This window comes from Deinococcus apachensis DSM 19763 (genome assembly GCF_000381345.1).
In the GTDB taxonomy this organism is placed as follows: Bacteria; Deinococcota; Deinococci; order Deinococcales; family Deinococcaceae; genus Deinococcus; species Deinococcus apachensis.
On record NZ_KB906401.1, the window covers coordinates 204,661 to 221,585 of the forward strand.

Annotated in this window: 17 protein-coding genes; 10 read left to right on the top strand and 7 right to left on the bottom strand. The window is 69.0% G+C overall.

What is annotated here, in order from left to right:
- Positions 1–13: 13 nt before the first annotated feature.
- The 4 genes from F784_RS0109350 (at position 14) to F784_RS0109365 (ending at position 4,266) form a co-directional block, all read left to right on the top strand.
- Complete coding sequence (locus tag F784_RS0109350; RefSeq protein ID WP_019586469.1) at positions 14–1,501, top strand: NADP-dependent isocitrate dehydrogenase; 1,488 nt, start codon at positions 14–16, stop codon at positions 1,499–1,501.
- A 324-nt stretch (positions 1,502–1,825) separates the two neighbouring features.
- Positions 1,826–2,563: a carbonic anhydrase gene (locus tag F784_RS0109355; protein WP_019586470.1), complete on the top strand. Its 738-nt coding sequence runs from the start codon at positions 1,826–1,828 to the stop codon at positions 2,561–2,563.
- 25 nt (positions 2,564–2,588) lie between these two features.
- Positions 2,589–3,170, top strand: coding sequence for a GNAT family N-acetyltransferase (locus F784_RS0109360; RefSeq protein WP_019586471.1), 582 nt, complete (start codon positions 2,589–2,591; stop codon positions 3,168–3,170).
- A 361-nt stretch (positions 3,171–3,531) separates the two neighbouring features.
- A complete protein-coding gene (locus F784_RS0109365; protein WP_019586472.1) occupies positions 3,532–4,266 on the top strand; it encodes a YebC/PmpR family DNA-binding transcriptional regulator in 735 nt (244 codons plus the stop codon).
- Positions 4,267–4,850: 584 nt separating this feature from the next.
- On the opposite strand, the gene F784_RS0109370 is transcribed toward F784_RS0109365, so the two are convergent.
- On the bottom strand, positions 4,851–6,335 hold the full coding sequence (locus tag F784_RS0109370; protein WP_040382888.1) for an amidohydrolase: 1,485 nt from the start codon (positions 6,333–6,335) through the stop codon (positions 4,851–4,853).
- A 99-nt stretch (positions 6,336–6,434) separates the two neighbouring features.
- On the opposite strand from F784_RS0109370, the gene F784_RS0109375 reads away from it, so the two are divergent.
- From F784_RS0109375 to alaS, 3 genes are all read left to right on the top strand, one after another.
- A complete protein-coding gene (locus tag F784_RS0109375) occupies positions 6,435–7,469 on the top strand; it encodes an AfsR/SARP family transcriptional regulator (RefSeq protein WP_026332386.1) in 1,035 nt (344 codons plus the stop codon).
- Positions 7,470–7,650: 181 nt separating this feature from the next.
- Entirely contained in the window at positions 7,651–8,166 is a 516-nt protein-coding gene (locus F784_RS0109380; protein WP_019586475.1) for a hypothetical protein, read from the top strand.
- A 116-nt stretch (positions 8,167–8,282) separates the two neighbouring features.
- Complete coding sequence (alaS, locus tag F784_RS0109385) at positions 8,283–10,961, top strand: alanine--tRNA ligase (protein WP_019586476.1); 2,679 nt, start codon at positions 8,283–8,285, stop codon at positions 10,959–10,961.
- 70 nt (positions 10,962–11,031) lie between these two features.
- On the opposite strand, the gene F784_RS0109390 is transcribed toward alaS, so the two are convergent.
- Positions 11,032–11,391, bottom strand: coding sequence for an MmcQ/YjbR family DNA-binding protein (locus tag F784_RS0109390; RefSeq protein WP_019586477.1), 360 nt, complete (start codon positions 11,389–11,391; stop codon positions 11,032–11,034).
- 26 nt (positions 11,392–11,417) lie between these two features.
- Positions 11,418–11,678: a hypothetical protein gene (locus F784_RS0109395; protein ID WP_019586478.1), complete on the bottom strand. Its 261-nt coding sequence runs from the start codon at positions 11,676–11,678 to the stop codon at positions 11,418–11,420.
- A 71-nt stretch (positions 11,679–11,749) separates the two neighbouring features.
- Between F784_RS0109395 and F784_RS0109400 the strand changes: the two genes are divergently transcribed.
- Positions 11,750–12,709, top strand: a complete 960-nt coding sequence (locus tag F784_RS0109400) for a metallophosphoesterase family protein (RefSeq protein ID WP_019586479.1) — start codon at positions 11,750–11,752, stop codon at positions 12,707–12,709.
- Positions 12,710–12,723: 14 nt separating this feature from the next.
- Here the strand turns inward: F784_RS0109400 and F784_RS0109405 are convergent, their stop codons facing one another.
- The 3 genes from F784_RS0109405 to F784_RS0109415 all read right to left on the bottom strand — a co-directional run bounded on the left by F784_RS0109405 (position 12,724) and on the right by F784_RS0109415 (position 14,450).
- Complete coding sequence (locus F784_RS0109405; protein WP_019586480.1) at positions 12,724–12,972, bottom strand: hypothetical protein; 249 nt, start codon at positions 12,970–12,972, stop codon at positions 12,724–12,726.
- A gap of 69 nt (positions 12,973–13,041) precedes the next feature.
- Complete coding sequence (locus F784_RS0109410) at positions 13,042–13,440, bottom strand: hypothetical protein (protein ID WP_019586481.1); 399 nt, start codon at positions 13,438–13,440, stop codon at positions 13,042–13,044.
- A gap of 149 nt (positions 13,441–13,589) precedes the next feature.
- On the bottom strand, positions 13,590–14,450 hold the full coding sequence (locus F784_RS0109415; protein ID WP_019586482.1) for a sulfurtransferase: 861 nt from the start codon (positions 14,448–14,450) through the stop codon (positions 13,590–13,592).
- A 118-nt stretch (positions 14,451–14,568) separates the two neighbouring features.
- On the opposite strand from F784_RS0109415, the gene F784_RS0109420 reads away from it, so the two are divergent.
- The gene (locus F784_RS0109420) at positions 14,569–15,012 is read left to right on the top strand and encodes a SufE family protein (protein WP_019586483.1); all 444 of its coding nucleotides are present in this window, start codon (positions 14,569–14,571) and stop codon (positions 15,010–15,012) included.
- A 67-nt stretch (positions 15,013–15,079) separates the two neighbouring features.
- On the opposite strand, the gene rdgB is transcribed toward F784_RS0109420, so the two are convergent.
- Positions 15,080–15,667 (bottom strand): RdgB/HAM1 family non-canonical purine NTP pyrophosphatase, encoded by a 588-nt coding sequence (gene rdgB / locus F784_RS0109425; RefSeq protein ID WP_019586484.1) that lies wholly within the window; start codon positions 15,665–15,667, stop codon positions 15,080–15,082.
- Between the two features lie 184 nt (positions 15,668–15,851).
- On the opposite strand from rdgB, the gene F784_RS24510 reads away from it, so the two are divergent.
- Positions 15,852–16,925: a GGDEF domain-containing protein gene (locus F784_RS24510; RefSeq protein ID WP_019586485.1), complete on the top strand. Its 1,074-nt coding sequence runs from the start codon at positions 15,852–15,854 to the stop codon at positions 16,923–16,925.

Below are 16,925 nucleotides of genomic sequence, written 5' to 3' on the forward strand. Positions count from 1 at the left end.
ACAAGGAGAACCCATGAACACGACTGCCTCCCATCCCCAGAACGCCGACGCGCCCCAGTCCACCCTCACTCCCATCGCCGTCGCGCCCGGTGACGGCATCGGTCCCGAAATCATGGGGGCCACGCTGCGGGTGTTGGAGGCGGCGGGGGCGCGCATCGAGCCCCATCCGGTCGAGGTGGGCCAGGAGGTCTACCTGCGCGGCGTGAGCTCCGGGGTCGCGCCGGAGGCCTGGGAGGTTCTGCGGCGCACCGGGGTGCTGCTCAAGGGGCCGATCACCACCCCCCAGGGCGGCGGGTACAAGAGCGTGAACGTGACGCTCCGCAAGGCGATGGGGCTGTACGCCAACGTGCGCCCGGCCCGCGCCTATGCGCCCTTCGTCGCCACCCACCACCCCGGCATGGACCTGGTGATCGTGCGGGAGAACGAGGAGGACCTGTACGCGGGGATCGAGCACCGCCAGACCGACGAGGTGTACCAGTGCCTGAAGCTGGTGACCCGGGACGGCTGCGAGCGGGTCATCCGTTACGCCTTTGAGTACGCCCGCGCGCATGGCCGCCGCAAGGTCACGGCCATGAGCAAGGACAACATCATGAAGCTCACCGACGGCCTGTTCCACCGGGTCTTCGACGAGGTGGCCCGGGAGTACCCGGACCTGGGCGCTGACCACATGATCGTGGACATCGGGGCGGCGCGGCTGGGGGCCCGGCCCGAAGCTTTCGACGTGATCGTGACCCTCAACCTCTACGGTGACATCCTCTCCGACATCGCCTCGGAGGTGGCGGGCTCGGTGGGTCTGGGCGGCAGCGCGAATATCGGGCAGAGCGTGGCGCTCTTCGAGGCGGTTCACGGCAGTGCCCCCGACATCGCCGGGCAGGACAAGGCCAACCCCAGCGGCCTGCTGAACGCGGCGGCCCTGATGCTGACCCACATCGGGCAGGGGGACGTGGCTGCGCGGGTGCTCAACGCCTGGCTGCGGACGCTGGAAGACGGCATTCACACCGGGGACATTGCGGGGGAACACACGACCCAGCGGGTGGGCACCCAGGCGTTCGCGCAGGCCATCATCGACCGCCTGGGGCAGATGCCGCAGCGCCTGCCCGCCGTGAGTGGCGAGGCAGCCTCCCAGATTCAGGTGCAGGTCAAACCCCGTCCCCGCGCCCAGAAGGTGCTCGTGGGCGTGGACGTATTCCTGGAGTGGTGGGAGGCCGACCGTCAGCCAGACGTGCTGGGCACCCAACTTCAGAGGGCAGCCAATACCGACTGGAAACTCGACATGATCTCCAACCGGGGCGTGAAGGTCTGGCCGCAGGGTCTGCCCGAGACGACCTGCTCGGACCACTGGCGCTGCCGCTTCCTGTGGCAGGGGGCGCGGCCCCTCACCCACGCGGACGTGCTGGCGCTGCTCGCCCGCGTCTCGGACGTGGGGCTGGACTTCGTGAAGACCGAGCACCTGTACACCTTCGACGGCCAGCCGGGGTACACCGCCGGGCAGGGGCAGTAGGGCCGCGGAGGCGGGCAAGGGCAACGTCGTCAGGTTGGCACCGCCGCCGGTTGGCTCCCCTGTAAACAGCTCGGTGAGTCCGGCCCTGTGAGCCACCTCCGGGGCAGCGGCCCCGGGTTCCTGGAGGGCAGCGGCTGTGGCTCCCCCTCAGTGGGGCTGTCCGCAAAGTTGAGTGGGGGTTGACCGGGGTATCCCCTGCCAGAACCGGACTTCAGGCTTGCCCTGGGGGCGAAGGCCCTGACCACCCCCAGGCCGCAGGCTGTCACCCGGACGGGGAACAGACAGGACGGGGCATTCTCAGGACAGCCGTTCTAGGATGGCCGGGTGAACGACCCGGCGTCCGACCTGCTGCCCGCCCCCCTGGCCCCCGACCTCGAACGGCGGATTCTGAACGCCATTCGTCGCGGCGCCAGCATGCAGGACATCGCGGAGTTGCGCCCAGGCCGCATGGCCTCGCCGGAGGACGCCATCCAGGCCCTGCAAGACGGCAACGCCCGCTTCTTCTCCGGCAGGGCAACCCGGCCCGAGGCCGACGCCAACCAGCGGCGCGCGCAGATCATGGAGCAGTCGCCCTTCGCAGCGGTGCTGGCGTGCAGTGACAGCCGGGTGCCCGTGGAGATCGTGTTCGACCAGGGCCTGGGCGACCTCTTCGTGGTGCGGGTGGCGGGGAACGTGGTGGCTGAAACAGGTCTGGGCACGCTGGAGTACGCGACCGAACACCTCGACGTGCGCCTGATTGTGGTCATGGGCCACGAGGGCTGCGGGGCCGTCGCCGCCGCGCTGCTCCCCGAGGAGCAGGTCGCCCGGGAGCCCGAGAACTTGCGCCGCCTGATCGAGCGGATTCAGCCCTGCGTGCGGGACATGCCCCCCATCCGCGACAGGAAGGCCCGGATGCGCGAGGCGGTGCTGAACAATGTCCGCTGGCAGGTCGCCAGCCTGCGCGAACAACCCGTCATCCAGGCGGCCGAGGCGCGTGGGCAGATTCGGGTGATCGGCGCCTACTACGAGATTGGCTCGGGGGCGGTGGACTTTTTGATCGAGGAAGAGGACCTGCGGCCCTAAGCCGACGGGCAGGTAGAGTGGCCCCATGCCGTCCCCCCTTCCTGTCCTGACGGGCGAACAGGTCGTCCTGGCCCGATTGCGCCGCGAGGACGTGCCCGAACTCGCCCATTACTTCCACAACCTGGAGCTGACCACGTACCTGGGCGGCTCCGGCACGTCGTATAGCCTGGAGGACGAGCAGGCGTATTTCGAGGTGGTCAGCCGCAACAACCCATCGCAGGTCACCTTCGGCATTTACGAGCGCAGCTCCGGGCGGCTGATCGGCGGCGTGGACCTGCGCGACATCAACCACCGCCACGGTACGGCCGAACTGGGCATCAGCATTCACGACCCCGATGCCTGGGGAGGCGGCTCCGGCTCCGAGGCGACGCGGTTGATGGTGGGGTACGGCGTCTTCCACCTGGGGCTGCACAACATCCTGCTCAAGGTGTTTTCCTTCAACACCCGCGCGATCCGCGCCTACGAGAAGGTCGGTTTCGTGGTCTGCGGACGGCGGACGGGGACGGTGCGGCTGGGCGGGGAGCGGTACGACACGGTCTTTATGGAGATCACGGCGGAGCGGGTGGACACATCCGCCCTGCGCGCCCAGATCAGGCTTCTGGAATAAAAAACCCGCCTGGAGGGGGCAGTCGGCGCTTCGGACAAGGGGGCGCGAGGCCGGAACTATCCCACCGCGCCCAGGGTTATCCTTCGACTTGCGCTTCTTCTGGGCGTGCTTTTCAGCAGACTTATGTGGGTGCATAAGGACCACCGAGCTGGACACATCCCCACATTCAGGGCGTCCAGCCATTGCCTTTTCCTGTGAGAGGTGAGGTCGTGGGCGGACGGGTGCCTCGGTCGTTTCCTCAGACTGTCATGCGTCCTGCCCGTCACCGGACTTCCAAAATGCACCGGACGGGCCGCGCTAGAATGCCCCTTGTTACGCGCCCCGGTATCGAGGAGGCGCGTCTTTCAAGGAGACACTGAACATGGCCGGTCACAGCAAGTGGGCGCAGATTAAGCGCAAGAAGGGTGCGAACGACAAGAAACGCAGCGCGATGTACTCCAAGCACATCCGCGCCATTCAGGCGGCGGTCCGGTCGGGCGGCAGCGGCGATCCGGCGGGCAACCTTAGCCTGAAGAACGCCATCGCGGCGGCCAAGGCCGACACGGTGCCCGCCGACAACATCGAGAACGCGATCAAGCGCGCGGCGGGCGCGGCGGAGGGTGCAGCCGAGTATAAGGAGGTCACGTACGAGGGCTACGGCCCCGGCGGCACAGCGATCTTCATCGAGACGCTGACCGACAACGTGAACCGCACGGTCGCCGACATCCGCGCGGTGTTCAACAAGCGCGGCGGCTCGCTGGGCACGAACGGCAGCGTCGCCTGGCAGTTCGAGAAGAAGGGCGTGATCCTGCTCCCCGACACCTCGGAGGCCGCGCAGGAGGCCGCCATCGAGAACGGCGCCGAGGACATCCAGGAGTCGGAGGACGGCCTGGAGATCAGCACCGCGCCCAACGACCTGTACACCGTGCAGGACGGGCTGGCGGCGGCGGGATTCAAGCCCGAGAGCGGGCAGATCACGATGATTCCCACGAACACGGTCGCTGTGAGCGGTGACGACGTTCGCAAGCTCATGACCCTAATCGATTCGCTCGAAGACCTCGACGATGTGCAGAACGTCTATTCCAATGCCGAACTGCCGGAGGACGTGGAGGCGTAGGAGTAAGCGGAGGACAGGAAGATCAAAGGCGGAAGGCCCTCAACAGGCCTTCCGCCTTCTTGCAGTTCAACGCTGGAGTGGATTGATCCACCAGGCTGCGGCCCGGATAGTGTCTTCCCGGCAGTCCTCAAGACAGAGCAGCCTCATGAACGACCAACCCAATGTCATGAAGCTGAGCGGGGAAGAGCCTATGGCATCGTGAGCTACTACGTTCAGGGACAGGATGCCGGAAGGAAATTTTCCTTCACGAGTTAGTCCGTCCTTCAGTGGCGCTAAGAGGTCGGCTGGCAATCCCCCGCGAAATCCGGTCGTCGCCTCTGGAAGGGGCATGTCAGGAGCGAACTGGGCAGGAAAACGGACGGCGAACGAGGACGTGTCGTCCGGGGGGAACTCACCGCCGATCAGAGCCGCCTGATTGTTATTGAGTGGGAACCACTGGGAGATTGCCAACCTTCGGGAAGAAATGCGGCAATTGGCGGGAGCCAGCCGGAGTAGCTCTCCAACCTCCTGGATCAACGGGGCAGGAAGCTCATCCACCCAAACGCCCACCTCCTGACCCCGTGGTCGCCACCGGAGTTCATACTTCACAGCACCAGTGCCCTCGCGTTCCCACCAATCCGGTCCCAGAGCGTAAAGGCTGCCCTTGCCCCGGGGCGGATGATTCCCTCGTCCTCCCAACCGGCGGCGAGGGCGGGGCCGCGGGTGTGCGCCCACAGCACGTCCTCCTGGGTCAGGGCCTCCCCGGGCGCCAGAAGCTCCCCCTCGTCGTCGCGGCGGGTGACGGCGGCGGCGAAGTTGGCGCGGTACTCGGGCGGGGCGACCGGGGCGTCGGACCCGAAGGCGAGCAGGGCCCCCGCGTCCCGCAACGAGCGGAAGGCGTAGCTCGTCTCCGTGAGGTGTGGCAGGAGGTGGCGAATCATCGCCCCGTCAGCCTGTAAGTGGATGGGCTGGACGCTCGCGGTGAGGCCACGGAAACGGGGAATGTCCTCCGGCCGTAGGTGCTGCGCGTGCTCGATCCGAAGCCGCACGCCCTTCTCGGCGGCGAGGGGGCGCAGGGCGTCGTAGGCATCCAGCACCTCGGTGTTCGCCCGGTCCCCGATGGCGTGGGTGACGGGGGTGAGGCCCAGCCGCAACGCCTCGGCCCCCAGTTCGCGGATCAGGTCGGGGGAGTCGAGGGCGATGCCGGTGCCGCTGCCGTCCGCAAAGCCCGGCGCGTGCAGCCAGGCGGTGCGGCTGCCCAGCGCCCCGTCGGCGAAGAACTTGACCCCGCCCCACTGGAAGAGGCCGCCGGGGTTGAGGCCTACTCCTAATTCCCGGGCATGCCCCAAGCGTCCATGGGGCAGGGTTGCCCAGATCCGCAGCGGCAGTTCCCCCCGAGTGGCGAGCGTCTGGAGGGCCCGCGGCGCCTCGGGGGGCTCGAAGGCCATCGTGTGCGCGCTGACGTATCCACGGCTCGCCAGATCGTCCGCCCCCGCCTTCGCCGCCGCCAGGTACTCCGCCTCGCTGGGGATGGGCCGGGCGCGGGCGACGAGTTCGCTGGCGCTTTCGAGCAGCGTCCCCAGTGGCCGGACGATCCTCCCGCCCTCAGGATCGGGGGTGGTCTCGGTCACCCCGCTCAAACGCAGCGCGAGCGAATTCGCCCAGCTCAGGTGCAGGTCCCGCGAGTAGAGCAGGACCGGGTGGTGCGGGCTGACCTCGTCCAGGACCGCGGCGGCTGGGTACTCGTTCAGACCCAGCTCGCTGAGCAGGAAGCCGCCGCCGCGAATCCAGGTGCCCGCCGGGGTGTTCATCGCCCGCTGCGCCACCCGGGCTTGTACCTCCGACACGCTGCGGGCACCGTGCAGGTTCAGCTCCGAGAGCGAGAAGCCGTAGGAGACGAGGTGGATATGCGCCTCCGCCAGTCCCGGCGTGAGGATCAAGTCGCGGTGATCGATCACGCGCGCCCGTGGGGCGAGGGCGGCGACCTCCTCACGGGTCCCCACAGCCAGGATCCGGCTGCCCCCGACGAGGACTGCCCCAGCCTGTGGCCGCCCAGGGTCGAGGGTCAGGGTGCGCGCGTGAAGGACCATCAAGTCAGCGTCGGGAAGGGTCACGCCCCTCAGCCTAACCTATGAAGGCAAAGTGAAGTTTTATATCTCCCTTTCTCACCTGGCCGTTAAAATAACTTCATGCCTCGGATCATGGTCGTGGATGACGACGCCGCCATCCTCAAACTCATCAGCGTGATCCTGACGCGTGCAGGACACGAAGTCCGCACCACCCATCAACCCCTGGAAGCCCTCGATCTGCTGAAGGTCTTCACCCCTGACCTCCTGATCAGCGACGTAGTGATGCCGTACATGACCGGCCTGGAGTTCCTGGAGCAGGTGCGCGCTCATGAAAAGCTCAGCAACCTGCCCTTCGTGCTGCTTTCCAGCCATGCCGAGCGCGACGACGTGCGCCGGGGCATGAATCTGGGGGCGGACGACTACCTGCCCAAGCCCTTCACCCCGCAGGACCTGCTCACCGCGGTCGACGCCCGGTTGCGCCGGGCGGGCCTGAGCCGCCAGGGCGAGAGCGGCATGTCGGCGCGTGGCCTGGGGACCGCACAGGTCGTCTGGCAGGGTGCCCCCGTCTCTTGGGTCTCGCGCAAGGCGCTGGAACTGTTCTTCTACCTGCTGGAGCACAAGGAGGTGACCTCCTGGGAGGCCGCCGAGGCCCTGTGGCCCGAGAAGGACGAGGCGCGGGCGAGCAGTCTCTTTCACACCACCCTGCACCGGTTGCGCCGCAGCCTGAGCAACGAGGCCGTAGTGAGCACCAACCGCCGCTACGCCCTCGCGCAGGACCTGCGCGCCGACTACGATGTCCACCGCTTCGAGCTGCTCGCCGCCCAGGCCGAGCAGGGCGCCCTGGGCCTGGAGGAGCTGCGCGAGCTGACCGGCATGTACGGCCACTTCCTGCCCGGCGCCGACAGCCCCTGGGTGGACGACGTGCGCGCCCGGTTGGAGCAGAAGCAGTTCAGCGTGCTGGGCCTGGCTGCCCAGGCCGCTAGCGCCGCGGGCCGGGCCAAGGACGCCGCCCTCTTCCACCAACGCGCCCTCGCCATCGACCCCATGAGCGAGTCCGACTGGCAGGGCCTGACCCGCGCCCTCGACTCCCTGGGCGACCCCCGCGCCCGCCTCGCCGCCCAGCGGGAAGCCTGGTGGGCGATGGACCTGAATTGACGATGCATTGATTGAATAAACGTGGTTGTTCCCCTCCCGGCGTCCTGGTCGGGAGGGGATTTTGCTGCCAGGTCCGGCAGGATGAGGCGCCCGTCCCTGCGCCCCATCCGCACCCCGAACCGCAACTCCAATTGGTAGTCCTCTCACGTCACCCCGGGAGGCCGACTTCAAACTGCCAGACATGCGACACCTCATCTTTCCCAGCAAGGAACAGGCGGACGCTTTTATCGAGGACCTGCGCGCCCAGGGCGTGATTCAGCCGGAAGTCGGGCAGACGACCCTGAACCGCCGCATGGCTGAAACACAGACCACTCAGACGACCACCACAGTTGACGGGCAGACTGCCGCCGAGGAGGCGGGCGAGGGGGCCATTGAGGGGACGGGGGTCGGCGCGGCTGTCGGCACCGTGGCTGGGGTGGCCAGCGCGGCGGCCGCTCTGGCGACGGGTGGCCTCGCCGTTCCCGTCATCCTGGGCATGGCGGCCCTGGGCTCGGGGGTGGGCGCTGCGGTGGGCGCGATTGGCGGCGCGGCGGAGGCCAACGCGGACGGCGCCTCCGACGGCTCCTATGTCGAGGATCACCGCTACGACCAGATCAATGAAGGTGTCGGCGGCGGCCGCGCAGTGGCTGTAGAGGACAACATTCCGTCCGATGTCGTCGAAGCGGCGGCGTCCCGGCACGGCGGACAGTTCGTCTAACGCGAATTCCACAGGTCGGGGAGGTGAAGCGGAAGCTCACCTCCCCGGCTTTCGTTTCCGTCCCACCGTGCATCCGGCGGATTCGCCCCCTGAGCCCCGCTGATAGACTCTGCCCCATGACCGGGCCGCTGACCACCTCTGAAATTCGGGAGAAGTACCTGCAATTCTTCGAGAGCAAGGGGCACCTGCGCCTGCCCAGCCACTCGCTGATCGCGCCCGACCCGACCACCCTGTTCACGGTCGCGGGGATGCAGCCCTTCAAGCCGCAGTTCATGGGCGCCCCGGCCAGGTTCCCCGGCTACGGCGAGAACCGGCGGGTCACGACCGCACAGAAGTGCCTGCGGGTGGGCGACATCGAGAACGTGGGGCGCACCCTGCGGCACTGCTCGCTGCTGGAGATGCTGGGCAACTTCTCCTTCGGCGACTACTTCAAACGTGAGGCGCTGACCTGGGCGTGGGAGTTCCTGACGAGCCCGGAATGGATGGGCCTGGACGCCTCCAAACTCTATGCGACCGTGTACGAGGAGGACGAGGAGGCCTTCGGCATCTGGACGCGGGAGATCGGGCTGCCCGAGGACCACATCCTGCGCTTCGGGGCCGACGAGAACTTCTGGCCCGCCGACGCGCCGAAGGAGGGTCCGAACGGGCCGTGCGGGCCGTGCTCGGAGATTTTCTATGACCGGGGGCCGAAGTACGGCGACGACACCTGGGCGGACTACGCCCAGACCCGCGAGAGCGCCCGCTTCCTGGAAATCTGGAACTGCGTCTTCCCGCAGTACGACCGCCAGGACCCCCTTCCCGACGGCACGCCCGTGCTGGCCGACCTGCCCTTCAAGAATATCGACACCGGCATGGGGCTGGAGCGCATCGCCACCGTCGTGCAGGACGTGTACGACTTCTACTCCAACGACGTGTTCGCTCCGGTCATCGCGCGGATCGCGGAACTCAGCGGCAGGCCCTACGAGGGGCCGCAGAGCCTGTCGCACCGGGTCGTGGCCGAGCACATCCGCAGCGTGAGCATGACGATTGCGGACGGGGTGGCGCTGTCGAACACGGGGCGCGGCTACACGGTCCGCAAGATTCTGCGCCGGGCGAGCCGCCACGCCTACCTGCTGGGCCTGCGCGAGCCGACCCTCTACAAACTCGTGCCCCTCGTCGTGGAGAAGATGGGCGGCGCGTACCCGGAACTCATGGCGGAGGAGGAGCGCGTCACGGCGGCCATCCGGGCGGAGGAGGAACGCTTCCTCAAGACGCTGGAGGGGGGAACGCAGCGCATCACGTCGCTGCTGAGCGGGCTGGACCGCGGCGCGACCCTCTCCGGCGAGGAGGCCTTCGTCCTGTACGACACCTACGGCTTTCCCCTCGACCTGACGAAGGAGATTGCCGAGGAATACGGCATCACGGTGGACGAGGCCGAGTACGCCGAGAGCCTGGAAAAGGCGCAGGAACTCGCCCGCGCGGGCAGCAAGTACGGCAAGTCGGAACTCTTCGGCGGCAACCAGGAGGCGCTTGAGGGCCTCTCCCCCACCCGTTTCGTCGGCTACGAGGAGCTGGAGGCGCAGGGTGAGGTCGTGGCCCTGGTCGGCGCGGGCGAGCGGCTTTCGCACCTGCCTGCGGGCAGCGAGGCGACCGTGGTGCTCTCCCGCACGCCCTTCTACGCCGAGGGCGGCGGCGAGGTGGGCGACACCGGGCGGCTGGAGTGGGACGGCGGCTCCGGCCTGGTGCGCGACACCCGCAAGACCCCGGCGGGCGTGTTCCTGCACGACGTGCTCGTGGAGGAGGGAGAGCTGCGACCCGGCGTTGCGGTGCGCGGGATCGTGTCGGGCGAGCGCCAGGCCATCCAGCGCCACCACACCGCCACCCACCTGCTGCACGCGGCGCTGCGGGCGGTGCTGGGCTCGGGCGTGCGGCAGGCGGGCTCGCTCGTGGCGGCCGAGCGGCTGCGCTTCGACTACACGCACGGGGCGGCCCTGAGCACGGACGAGGTCGCCGGGATCGAGCGCCTGGTGAGCCGCTGGGTGAGCGCCAACTTCCCGGTGACCTGGCGCGAGATGCCGCTGGAGGAGGCGCGGGCGGCGGGCGCCACGGCCCTCTTCGGCGAGAAGTACGGCGACACCGTGCGCGTGGTGAGCGTGGAGGGCGGCGTGCCCTTCGAGGGACGGACGGTGACGAGCATGGAGCTGTGCGGTGGCGCGCACGTTCGCCGCACCGGGGACATCGGCGCCTTCGTGATTATGTCCGACGAGAACGTGGCTGCCGGGGTGCGCCGCATTGAGGCGCTGGCGGGCGAGGCGGCGACCGCCTGGATGCGCGAGCGGCTGCAGACGGCGGGCCGGGTGGCGGGTCTGCTCAACACCGGCCTGGACGGGCTGGAGGCGCGTGTGGCGGGGTTGCAGGCGGGGCTCAAGGCCGCGCAACAGGAGACGGCGCAGGTCCGCCGTCAGCTCGCGGAGGCTCAGATGGGCGGCGGGGCTGGAGCGGGGCAGCAGGTGCGCGATCTGGGTGGCTTCCGGGTCGCGGCGCTGCGGCTTTCCGGCATCGAGGGGAACGAGTTGCGGGGCGCCGCTGACAAGCTGCTCGACCAGAGCGGCGCGGACCTCGCCGTGATCGCCAGCGACCGGGGCCTGGTGGTGAAGGCGACGAAGGACGCCGTCGGGCGTGGGGCGCACGCGGGGCAACTCGTGGGCAAGCTCGCGGCGGCAGCGGGCGGCAAGGGTGGCGGGCGGCCCGACATGGCGCAGGCGGGCATCCAGAACCCGGAGGCGGCGCTGGGGGCGCTGGAAACGGCGCTGTAAACCAGGGTGGGACATGTTTAGGGCCGGGGCGCAAGTTCTCCGGCCCTTTTCCGTCACGCCCGCTCGTTCCTCACCCCAGCCCCAGTTCCGCCCGCTGGGCCCGCGTCAGGCTGGCGACGACCATGGCGTGGCTCCCGGTCAGCAGGTCGTTCAATAACTTGTCCGGCAGCGTTCCGTCCAGCGTGGCCGTGATCCAGTGGCGCTTGTTGAGGTGGTAGCCGGGTTGGATGGCCGGGTGGGCCGCGCGCAGTTCCTCGCTGTCCTCGGGCCGGACTTTCAGGCTCAGTGTCACCGGGTCAGCCGTGATGTCCGTCAGGGCGTACATCTTGCCGCCGACCTTGAACACCAGGGCCGTGGGGCCGAAGGGAAACGTCTCGGACGAACCCGGCAGGGCCGCGCAGGCCGCGCGCACGTCGGCGATGGAACGCATGGGGAGAGTATGGGGGACCTGGGTCCTCAACTCTCGGTGTCCGGGCTCAGGCCCTCCGCCCCTTCGAGGGCACGGTTCGCCTCCACCTCCTCGCTGCCGTCGCCCAGCAGGGCGGTGACCTCCTCGGCCCCCAGGTGCTTGCCGGAAGGGGCGGGGATGGGAGGTGCCTCGCGGGTGGCAAAGTCTGCGGGCGCGGGACCCTGTTCGGTGGAGGTCTGCTCCGTCTCCTGGGGGCGCACGGCGAGGCCGGGGATCACGGGCAGGGGGTCACGGTCGTCCTGGGTCATGCCCCAGCGTGGCGCCGGGATGTCAGGGCTATCCAACCTTTCGCTCAAGGTTTCGTGATGAACTGCCGGGGATGCGCCGCCCCCTCCTGCCGCTGGTCCTGGCTCCGCTGCTGCTCTCGGGCACGCCCCGCCCTGCCCCGGACGTGCTGCGGGTGGCGGTGCTGAGCGATTTCAACGGCCCCTACGGCAGCACGGTCTACCCGGCGGCCCTGCACCGCAGCGTTGCGCGGATTATGCGGGAGTGGAGGCCGGACGCGGTGCTGTCGGCGGGCGACCTGATCGCCGGGCAGCGGGCCGCTCTCACGGACGCGCGGGTGCGGGCGATGTGGGCGGCCTTCGAGCGCGACGTTCACGCGCCGCTGCGGGCCGCCGAAATTCCCTTCGGCTTCACCCTGGGCAACCACGACGCCTCCCTGACGCGCGACCGACGCGAGGCGGCGGCGTACTGGACGGCCCATCCACCCACGCTGAATTTCGCCGACCGGGCGCATTTCCCCTTCCGGTACAGCTTCACTTTGGGGGCGTCGGGCAAGTCGCTGTTCGTGGCCGCGCTCGACGCGAGCGGGCCGAACGTCGGCTCGGAGCAGCGGGCATGGCTGGCCCGGCAACTCGCCTCGGCCCCAGCGCGGGCGGCGGGGGCCACGATCGTGCTGGGGCACCTGCCTCTGGCGGGGGTCAGCGCGGACAAGAACCGACCGGGCGAGGTCATCCGGGACGCCGCGTCACTGCGGGAGGTGATGGAGCGGGGCGGGGTCCTCGCCTACCTCAGCGGGCACCACGCCGCCTTCTACCCGGGCCGCCTGGGGCGGCTGAACGTCTTCGCCTCGGGCGGCATCGGCGGGCGCGACTACGCGGGCCGCCCTGACACGGCCCGCAGCACCCTCAGCCTGCTCACCTTCGACCTCGCCTCGGGGAGTGCCACCTTCCTCACGGTGGATGCCGAAACGGGCGCGGAGGTGCCGGTGTCGTCCCTCCCCGCACGGCTGAACGGTCTGGGCGGACCGGTCACGCGGGTGGAGAGTCTGCGGTAGGGCCACAGGCCGCCTCATGGTCCCCGCAGGCCCATCAGTTCCAGTTCCCACAGGAGGGGCTCGTACAACTCCCCGTCAGGGGGAAGCTTCGCTGCCACGAGCAGGGGCAGCTCCTCCAGCACGTTGCAGAACGAGTCATAGGTGCCCCGCGGGGACGTGAGACGCCAGTGCACCTGGCTGCCCTCCACGATGTCTACCTGCAGGCAGCGACCCCCCACATCCTGGCTGCTGAAGACAGCCCGCTCGATCGCTCCGCTGTCCATCCGGCTCCTTTTGTGGGGAGGACGCCAAGTGAGGCGCCCAACTTTACTCCTCCGCCGCCCGCACCCCGTTTAACTCTTCTCCCCGAAGCTGAAGATTTCGAGGTCGTCCACCGCCCTACCCGCCCCCCGAAGCTGCGCGAGGTCTTCCGGGCGGGCCTGCTCCCGGGGCGTCCCCTTGCCAGTTCCCAAGGCGGCGGCCATCACGTCCTCCGGGACGGCGGCGAACAGATGGGCCAGTTGCTTCGGCGTCGCGTCCAGCAGGGCGTCGGACAGCACCTCGTCAGGGACGACCTCCGAGACGCGGGCACGTGCGGCCGCGACCGAGGCGGCGTCGACCTCGGGGCGGGCGGCTGTTTCCTCGTCCAGCCCGGCGGTTCCGGGGGGCTTGGGGCTGCCGCCCCGGCTTTTTCTCAGGACCAGGACCGCGCCCGCCACCGCGGCGAGGAGAACCAGCAGCATCACGAACATCACCCATCCACCCTAGTGAGTGGCGACCCCCCCGCGCTTCCCCTGACCGGAGGGGGTGGCGTGAAAAAAGGCACCAAAACGCAGTTTTCCCCGGAGAATGAAGAAAGGGCCGGGGTGGATGAGTGCCCCCGGCCCTTCCCACCCTTTGCTCAGGCCTCGGTGTACGTCTTCTCGATGGGCAGGCCGACCGCGTTGCCCCACTCGGTCCACGAGCCGTCGTAGTTGCGGACCTTCGGGTAACCGAGAAGTTCGCGCAGCACGAACCAGGAGTGGCTGCTCCGCTCGGCGATGCGGCAGTAGGCGATCACGTCCTTGTCAGGGGTCACGCCCTCGCCCGCGTACAGGGCGCTCAGCTCGTCGGCGGTCTTGAAGGTGCCGTCCTCATTCGTGGCCCGCGCCCAGGGGATGTTCCGCGCGCCGGGGATGTGGCCGCCGCGCAGCACGCCCTCCTGCGGATAGTTGGGCATGTGGGTGACCTTGCCCGAGAACTCGTCGGGGCTGCGGACGTCCACCATCGCGCCCTGGCCCGACCGCACGGCCTCGATGTGCGCCCTCACCTCGTCGCGGTAGGCACGCAGGCTCTCGTCCCGGCGCAGGGTGGGATACGTGGTGGGTTCGTAGGAGGGCGCCTCGGTCGTCAGCTCGCGGCCCTCGGCGACCCACTTCTGGCGACCACCGTTCATCAGCCGCAGGTTCTGAACGCCGTTGTAGCTGAGGAACCAGTAGGCGTAGGCGGCCCACCAGTTGCTCTTATCGCCGTACAGGATGATCTGGTCGCCTTGTCTCAGGCCCAGGCGACCGAGCAGCGCCGACAACTCCTCCGGCCCGATGAACTCGCGCATGACGGGGTCCCAGAAGTCCTGCTGCCAGTCGACCTTCACGGCGCCGGGGACATGCCCAGTGTCGTAGAGCAGGATGTCCTCGTCCACCTCGATCAGGCGGATACCGGGGGTGTTCAGGTTCTGGGCCACCCAGTCGGTGCTTACCAGCACGTCTTTCGCGTATTCCATGTCTGCCTCCTCTGGCTCGTCGGAACCGATTCTACCCACCCGCGTCATTCATTGACCAAAAAGGTCAACTGGACAGGCCTTACCATAGCCCGCCCGGCGCCGGGGGTACAGTGGCCGCATGACCCAGCCCGCTCCCCTGCCCGAAAAGCTCCAGAACATCGTGAACGTGTTCCGGTCGGCCCCCAAGCCGCTGCGCCTCCAGGCCCTGCTGGAATACAGCCGCAAGCTGCCCCCGCTGCCCGAGAAGTACGTTGAGCATCCCGAGTTCCTGCAACCCGTGCCCGAGTGCGCCAGCCCCTTTTTCCTGGTCACCGAGCGGGACGAACAGGGCGGCGTGAACATGTACTTCAAGGTGCCGGAGGAGGCGCCCACTGTCCGCGGCTATGCGGGCATCCTGCACGAGGCCTTGCAGGGCGAGAAGCCCGAGACGATCCTGAACATCCCGGATCAGTTCTATATGGACATGGGCCTGACCGAACTCATCACGCCCATGCGCCTGCGGGGGATGGGCGCCATCCTGATGCGGCTGAAGAACGACGTGCGGGAACACACGGGGGCGTAGGAAGACCCCTTTCAACCACTAGCGGCCAGCCGAGATTCACCCGGACTGGCCGCTGTATCTTTTACTTTCAGCTCGACGGCGTCAGTCGACCGTCCGCGTGGGCCTGCATCAAGGCCGCCAGCGCCCGGCCCCGGTGGCTGATCGCGCGCTTCTCGGCCACCGTCATCTCGGCCAGGGTGCGGGTCTCGCCGTCGGGGACGAAGAGGGGGTCGTAGCCGAACCCGTTCTCGCCGCGGGGGCCTTCGAGCAGGGTGCCGGTCAGCTCCCCGCGGTACGTCTCGATCTGGCCGTCGGGATGGGCCAGGATGACCACGGAGACGAACCGCGCGCGGCGATTCGCCATGTACCGCATCCGTTCGAGCAGGTAGAGGTTCCGCTCGGTGTCGGTCGCGCGGTTCCCGAAGCGGGCGCTGTACACGCCGGGCTGCCCGCCCAGCACCTCGACCTCCAGGCCGGAATCGTCCGCCAGGGCGGGCAGGCCCGTGGTCAGGGCCGCCGCGCAGGCCTTGAGTGCGGCGTTCTCCTCGTAAGTGGTGCCCGTCTCCTCGGGCAGCGGCAGGCCATTCAGGCCCTCCAGCCGCCAGCCCAGGCTGCCCAGGGCCTCCTCGATCTCGCGCACCTTTCCGGCGTTCCCCGTCGCCACGACCACCCGCATCCCGTCGCCACTCCTGCCTGCATCACTCGTCACCCGCTGAGTGTAGGGGAGGGACGGGGGTGGGCGCGTGAGGTTTTTTCGCCGTGACGCTTGACAGCAACCTGTGAGAGCGGCAGTGGCAGAGTGGGGGCGCGGGTCCCAGATTTGTCGCCCCTCCCCCTCGCCCCGGAGTGTCCCCTTCCCAATGTCGGCCGAAGCCCAACTCAGGCGGTATCACCAGCTCGTGCAGATGCTGGCCGCCCTCGCGCGCAGCAGTGGGCAGGTGGACGCGGTGGTGCAGACCGTCCACCGCCAGGCGGGCGCGCTCTTTCCCGCCCAGGTCACGCTGCTGGCCCTGCTGGAGCCCGGCGGCGACTGGCGGTGGGAACTGTACGAGGGCGAGCAGCGGTACACCCAGCGTCTCCCCTTCTACCCCGAGGGGATTCTGGAGACGGTGCTGCGGGGGGACCCGCTTTCCATCCCCGACATCGCGGCCTACCTGGCCCGGCATCCCGTGCGCGTCCGGCGGCTGGTGGACCACGACGAGGTTCTGCTGGAGGTCGGGGAGGAGGAACCCGGAGAACCCACCCTCTCCATGCTGTTCGTGCCGCTGGAGGTCCGGGGCGCCCGCGTCGGCGTGCTCTCGGTGCAGAGCTACGCCCTCGCCGCCTTCGACGACACCGACCTGCAATTCCTGGACCTGCTGGGCCAGCACGTGTCCATCGCCCTGGAAAATGCCGGGCTGCGCGAGGAGCTGGAGCGGGCGACCCTGACCGACCCCCTGACCGGCCTCGCCAACCGCCGCGCCTTCGGGCGGGACGCGCCGCTGGCCCTGGAGACGGCCCGCCGCGAGGGGCGCGACCTGACCCTGGTGATGCTCGACGTGCATGATTTCAAGAGCGTCAACGACACCTTCGGGCACCCGGTGGGCGACGCGGTCCTGTTCACCCTGGGGCAGGTGTTCCGGGAGGCCCTGCCCGTGCCGGGAACCGTCTTCCGCCTGAGCGGCGACGAGTTCGCCCTCCTCGTCTGGGAGGCCGAGGACCGGCTGGGTGACCTGGCGCGGCGGATCGAGGAGGGATTGCGCCGCGCCCCGTGGCCGCCCGGACTCGGGCCGGTCTGCCTTCAGGGGGGCGCGGCGCAGGCCCAGCCCGGGGCGACCCTTCACGACTGGCTCTCGTTGGCCGACTCGCGCATGTACGGCGTCAAACGGCAGCGGACACGCGGTCTGCGGTTGGGCTGGGGCCTGGACTTCGGCCGGGAGGATGTCCCGGCCTGA

Bases quoted from the DNA above. Each gene is read 5' to 3' on its own strand.
- F784_RS0109350 (WP_019586469.1), top strand. From the start codon at position 14: ATGAACACGACTGCCTCCCATCCCCAGAACGCCGACGCGCCCCAGTCC.
- F784_RS0109360 (WP_019586471.1), top strand. From the start codon at position 2,589: ATGCCGTCCCCCCTTCCTGTCCTGACGGGCGAACAGGTCGTCCTGGCC.
- F784_RS0109365 (WP_019586472.1), top strand. From the start codon at position 3,532: ATGGCCGGTCACAGCAAGTGGGCGCAGATTAAGCGCAAGAAGGGTGCG.
- F784_RS0109370 (WP_040382888.1), bottom strand. From the start codon at position 6,335: ATGGTCCTTCACGCGCGCACCCTGACCCTCGACCCTGGGCGGCCACAG.
- F784_RS0109375 (WP_026332386.1), top strand. From the start codon at position 6,435: ATGCCTCGGATCATGGTCGTGGATGACGACGCCGCCATCCTCAAACTC.
- F784_RS0109380 (WP_019586475.1), top strand. From the start codon at position 7,651: ATGCGACACCTCATCTTTCCCAGCAAGGAACAGGCGGACGCTTTTATC.
- alaS (WP_019586476.1), top strand. From the start codon at position 8,283: ATGACCGGGCCGCTGACCACCTCTGAAATTCGGGAGAAGTACCTGCAA.
- F784_RS0109390 (WP_019586477.1), bottom strand. From the start codon at position 11,391: ATGCGTTCCATCGCCGACGTGCGCGCGGCCTGCGCGGCCCTGCCGGGT.
- F784_RS0109395 (WP_019586478.1), bottom strand. From the start codon at position 11,678: ATGACCCAGGACGACCGTGACCCCCTGCCCGTGATCCCCGGCCTCGCC.
- F784_RS0109400 (WP_019586479.1), top strand. From the start codon at position 11,750: ATGCGCCGCCCCCTCCTGCCGCTGGTCCTGGCTCCGCTGCTGCTCTCG.
- F784_RS0109405 (WP_019586480.1), bottom strand. From the start codon at position 12,972: ATGGACAGCGGAGCGATCGAGCGGGCTGTCTTCAGCAGCCAGGATGTG.
- F784_RS0109410 (WP_019586481.1), bottom strand. From the start codon at position 13,440: ATGTTCGTGATGCTGCTGGTTCTCCTCGCCGCGGTGGCGGGCGCGGTC.
- F784_RS0109415 (WP_019586482.1), bottom strand. From the start codon at position 14,450: ATGGAATACGCGAAAGACGTGCTGGTAAGCACCGACTGGGTGGCCCAG.
- F784_RS0109420 (WP_019586483.1), top strand. From the start codon at position 14,569: ATGACCCAGCCCGCTCCCCTGCCCGAAAAGCTCCAGAACATCGTGAAC.
- rdgB (WP_019586484.1), bottom strand. From the start codon at position 15,667: ATGCGGGTGGTCGTGGCGACGGGGAACGCCGGAAAGGTGCGCGAGATC.
- F784_RS24510 (WP_019586485.1), top strand. From the start codon at position 15,852: ATGTCGGCCGAAGCCCAACTCAGGCGGTATCACCAGCTCGTGCAGATG.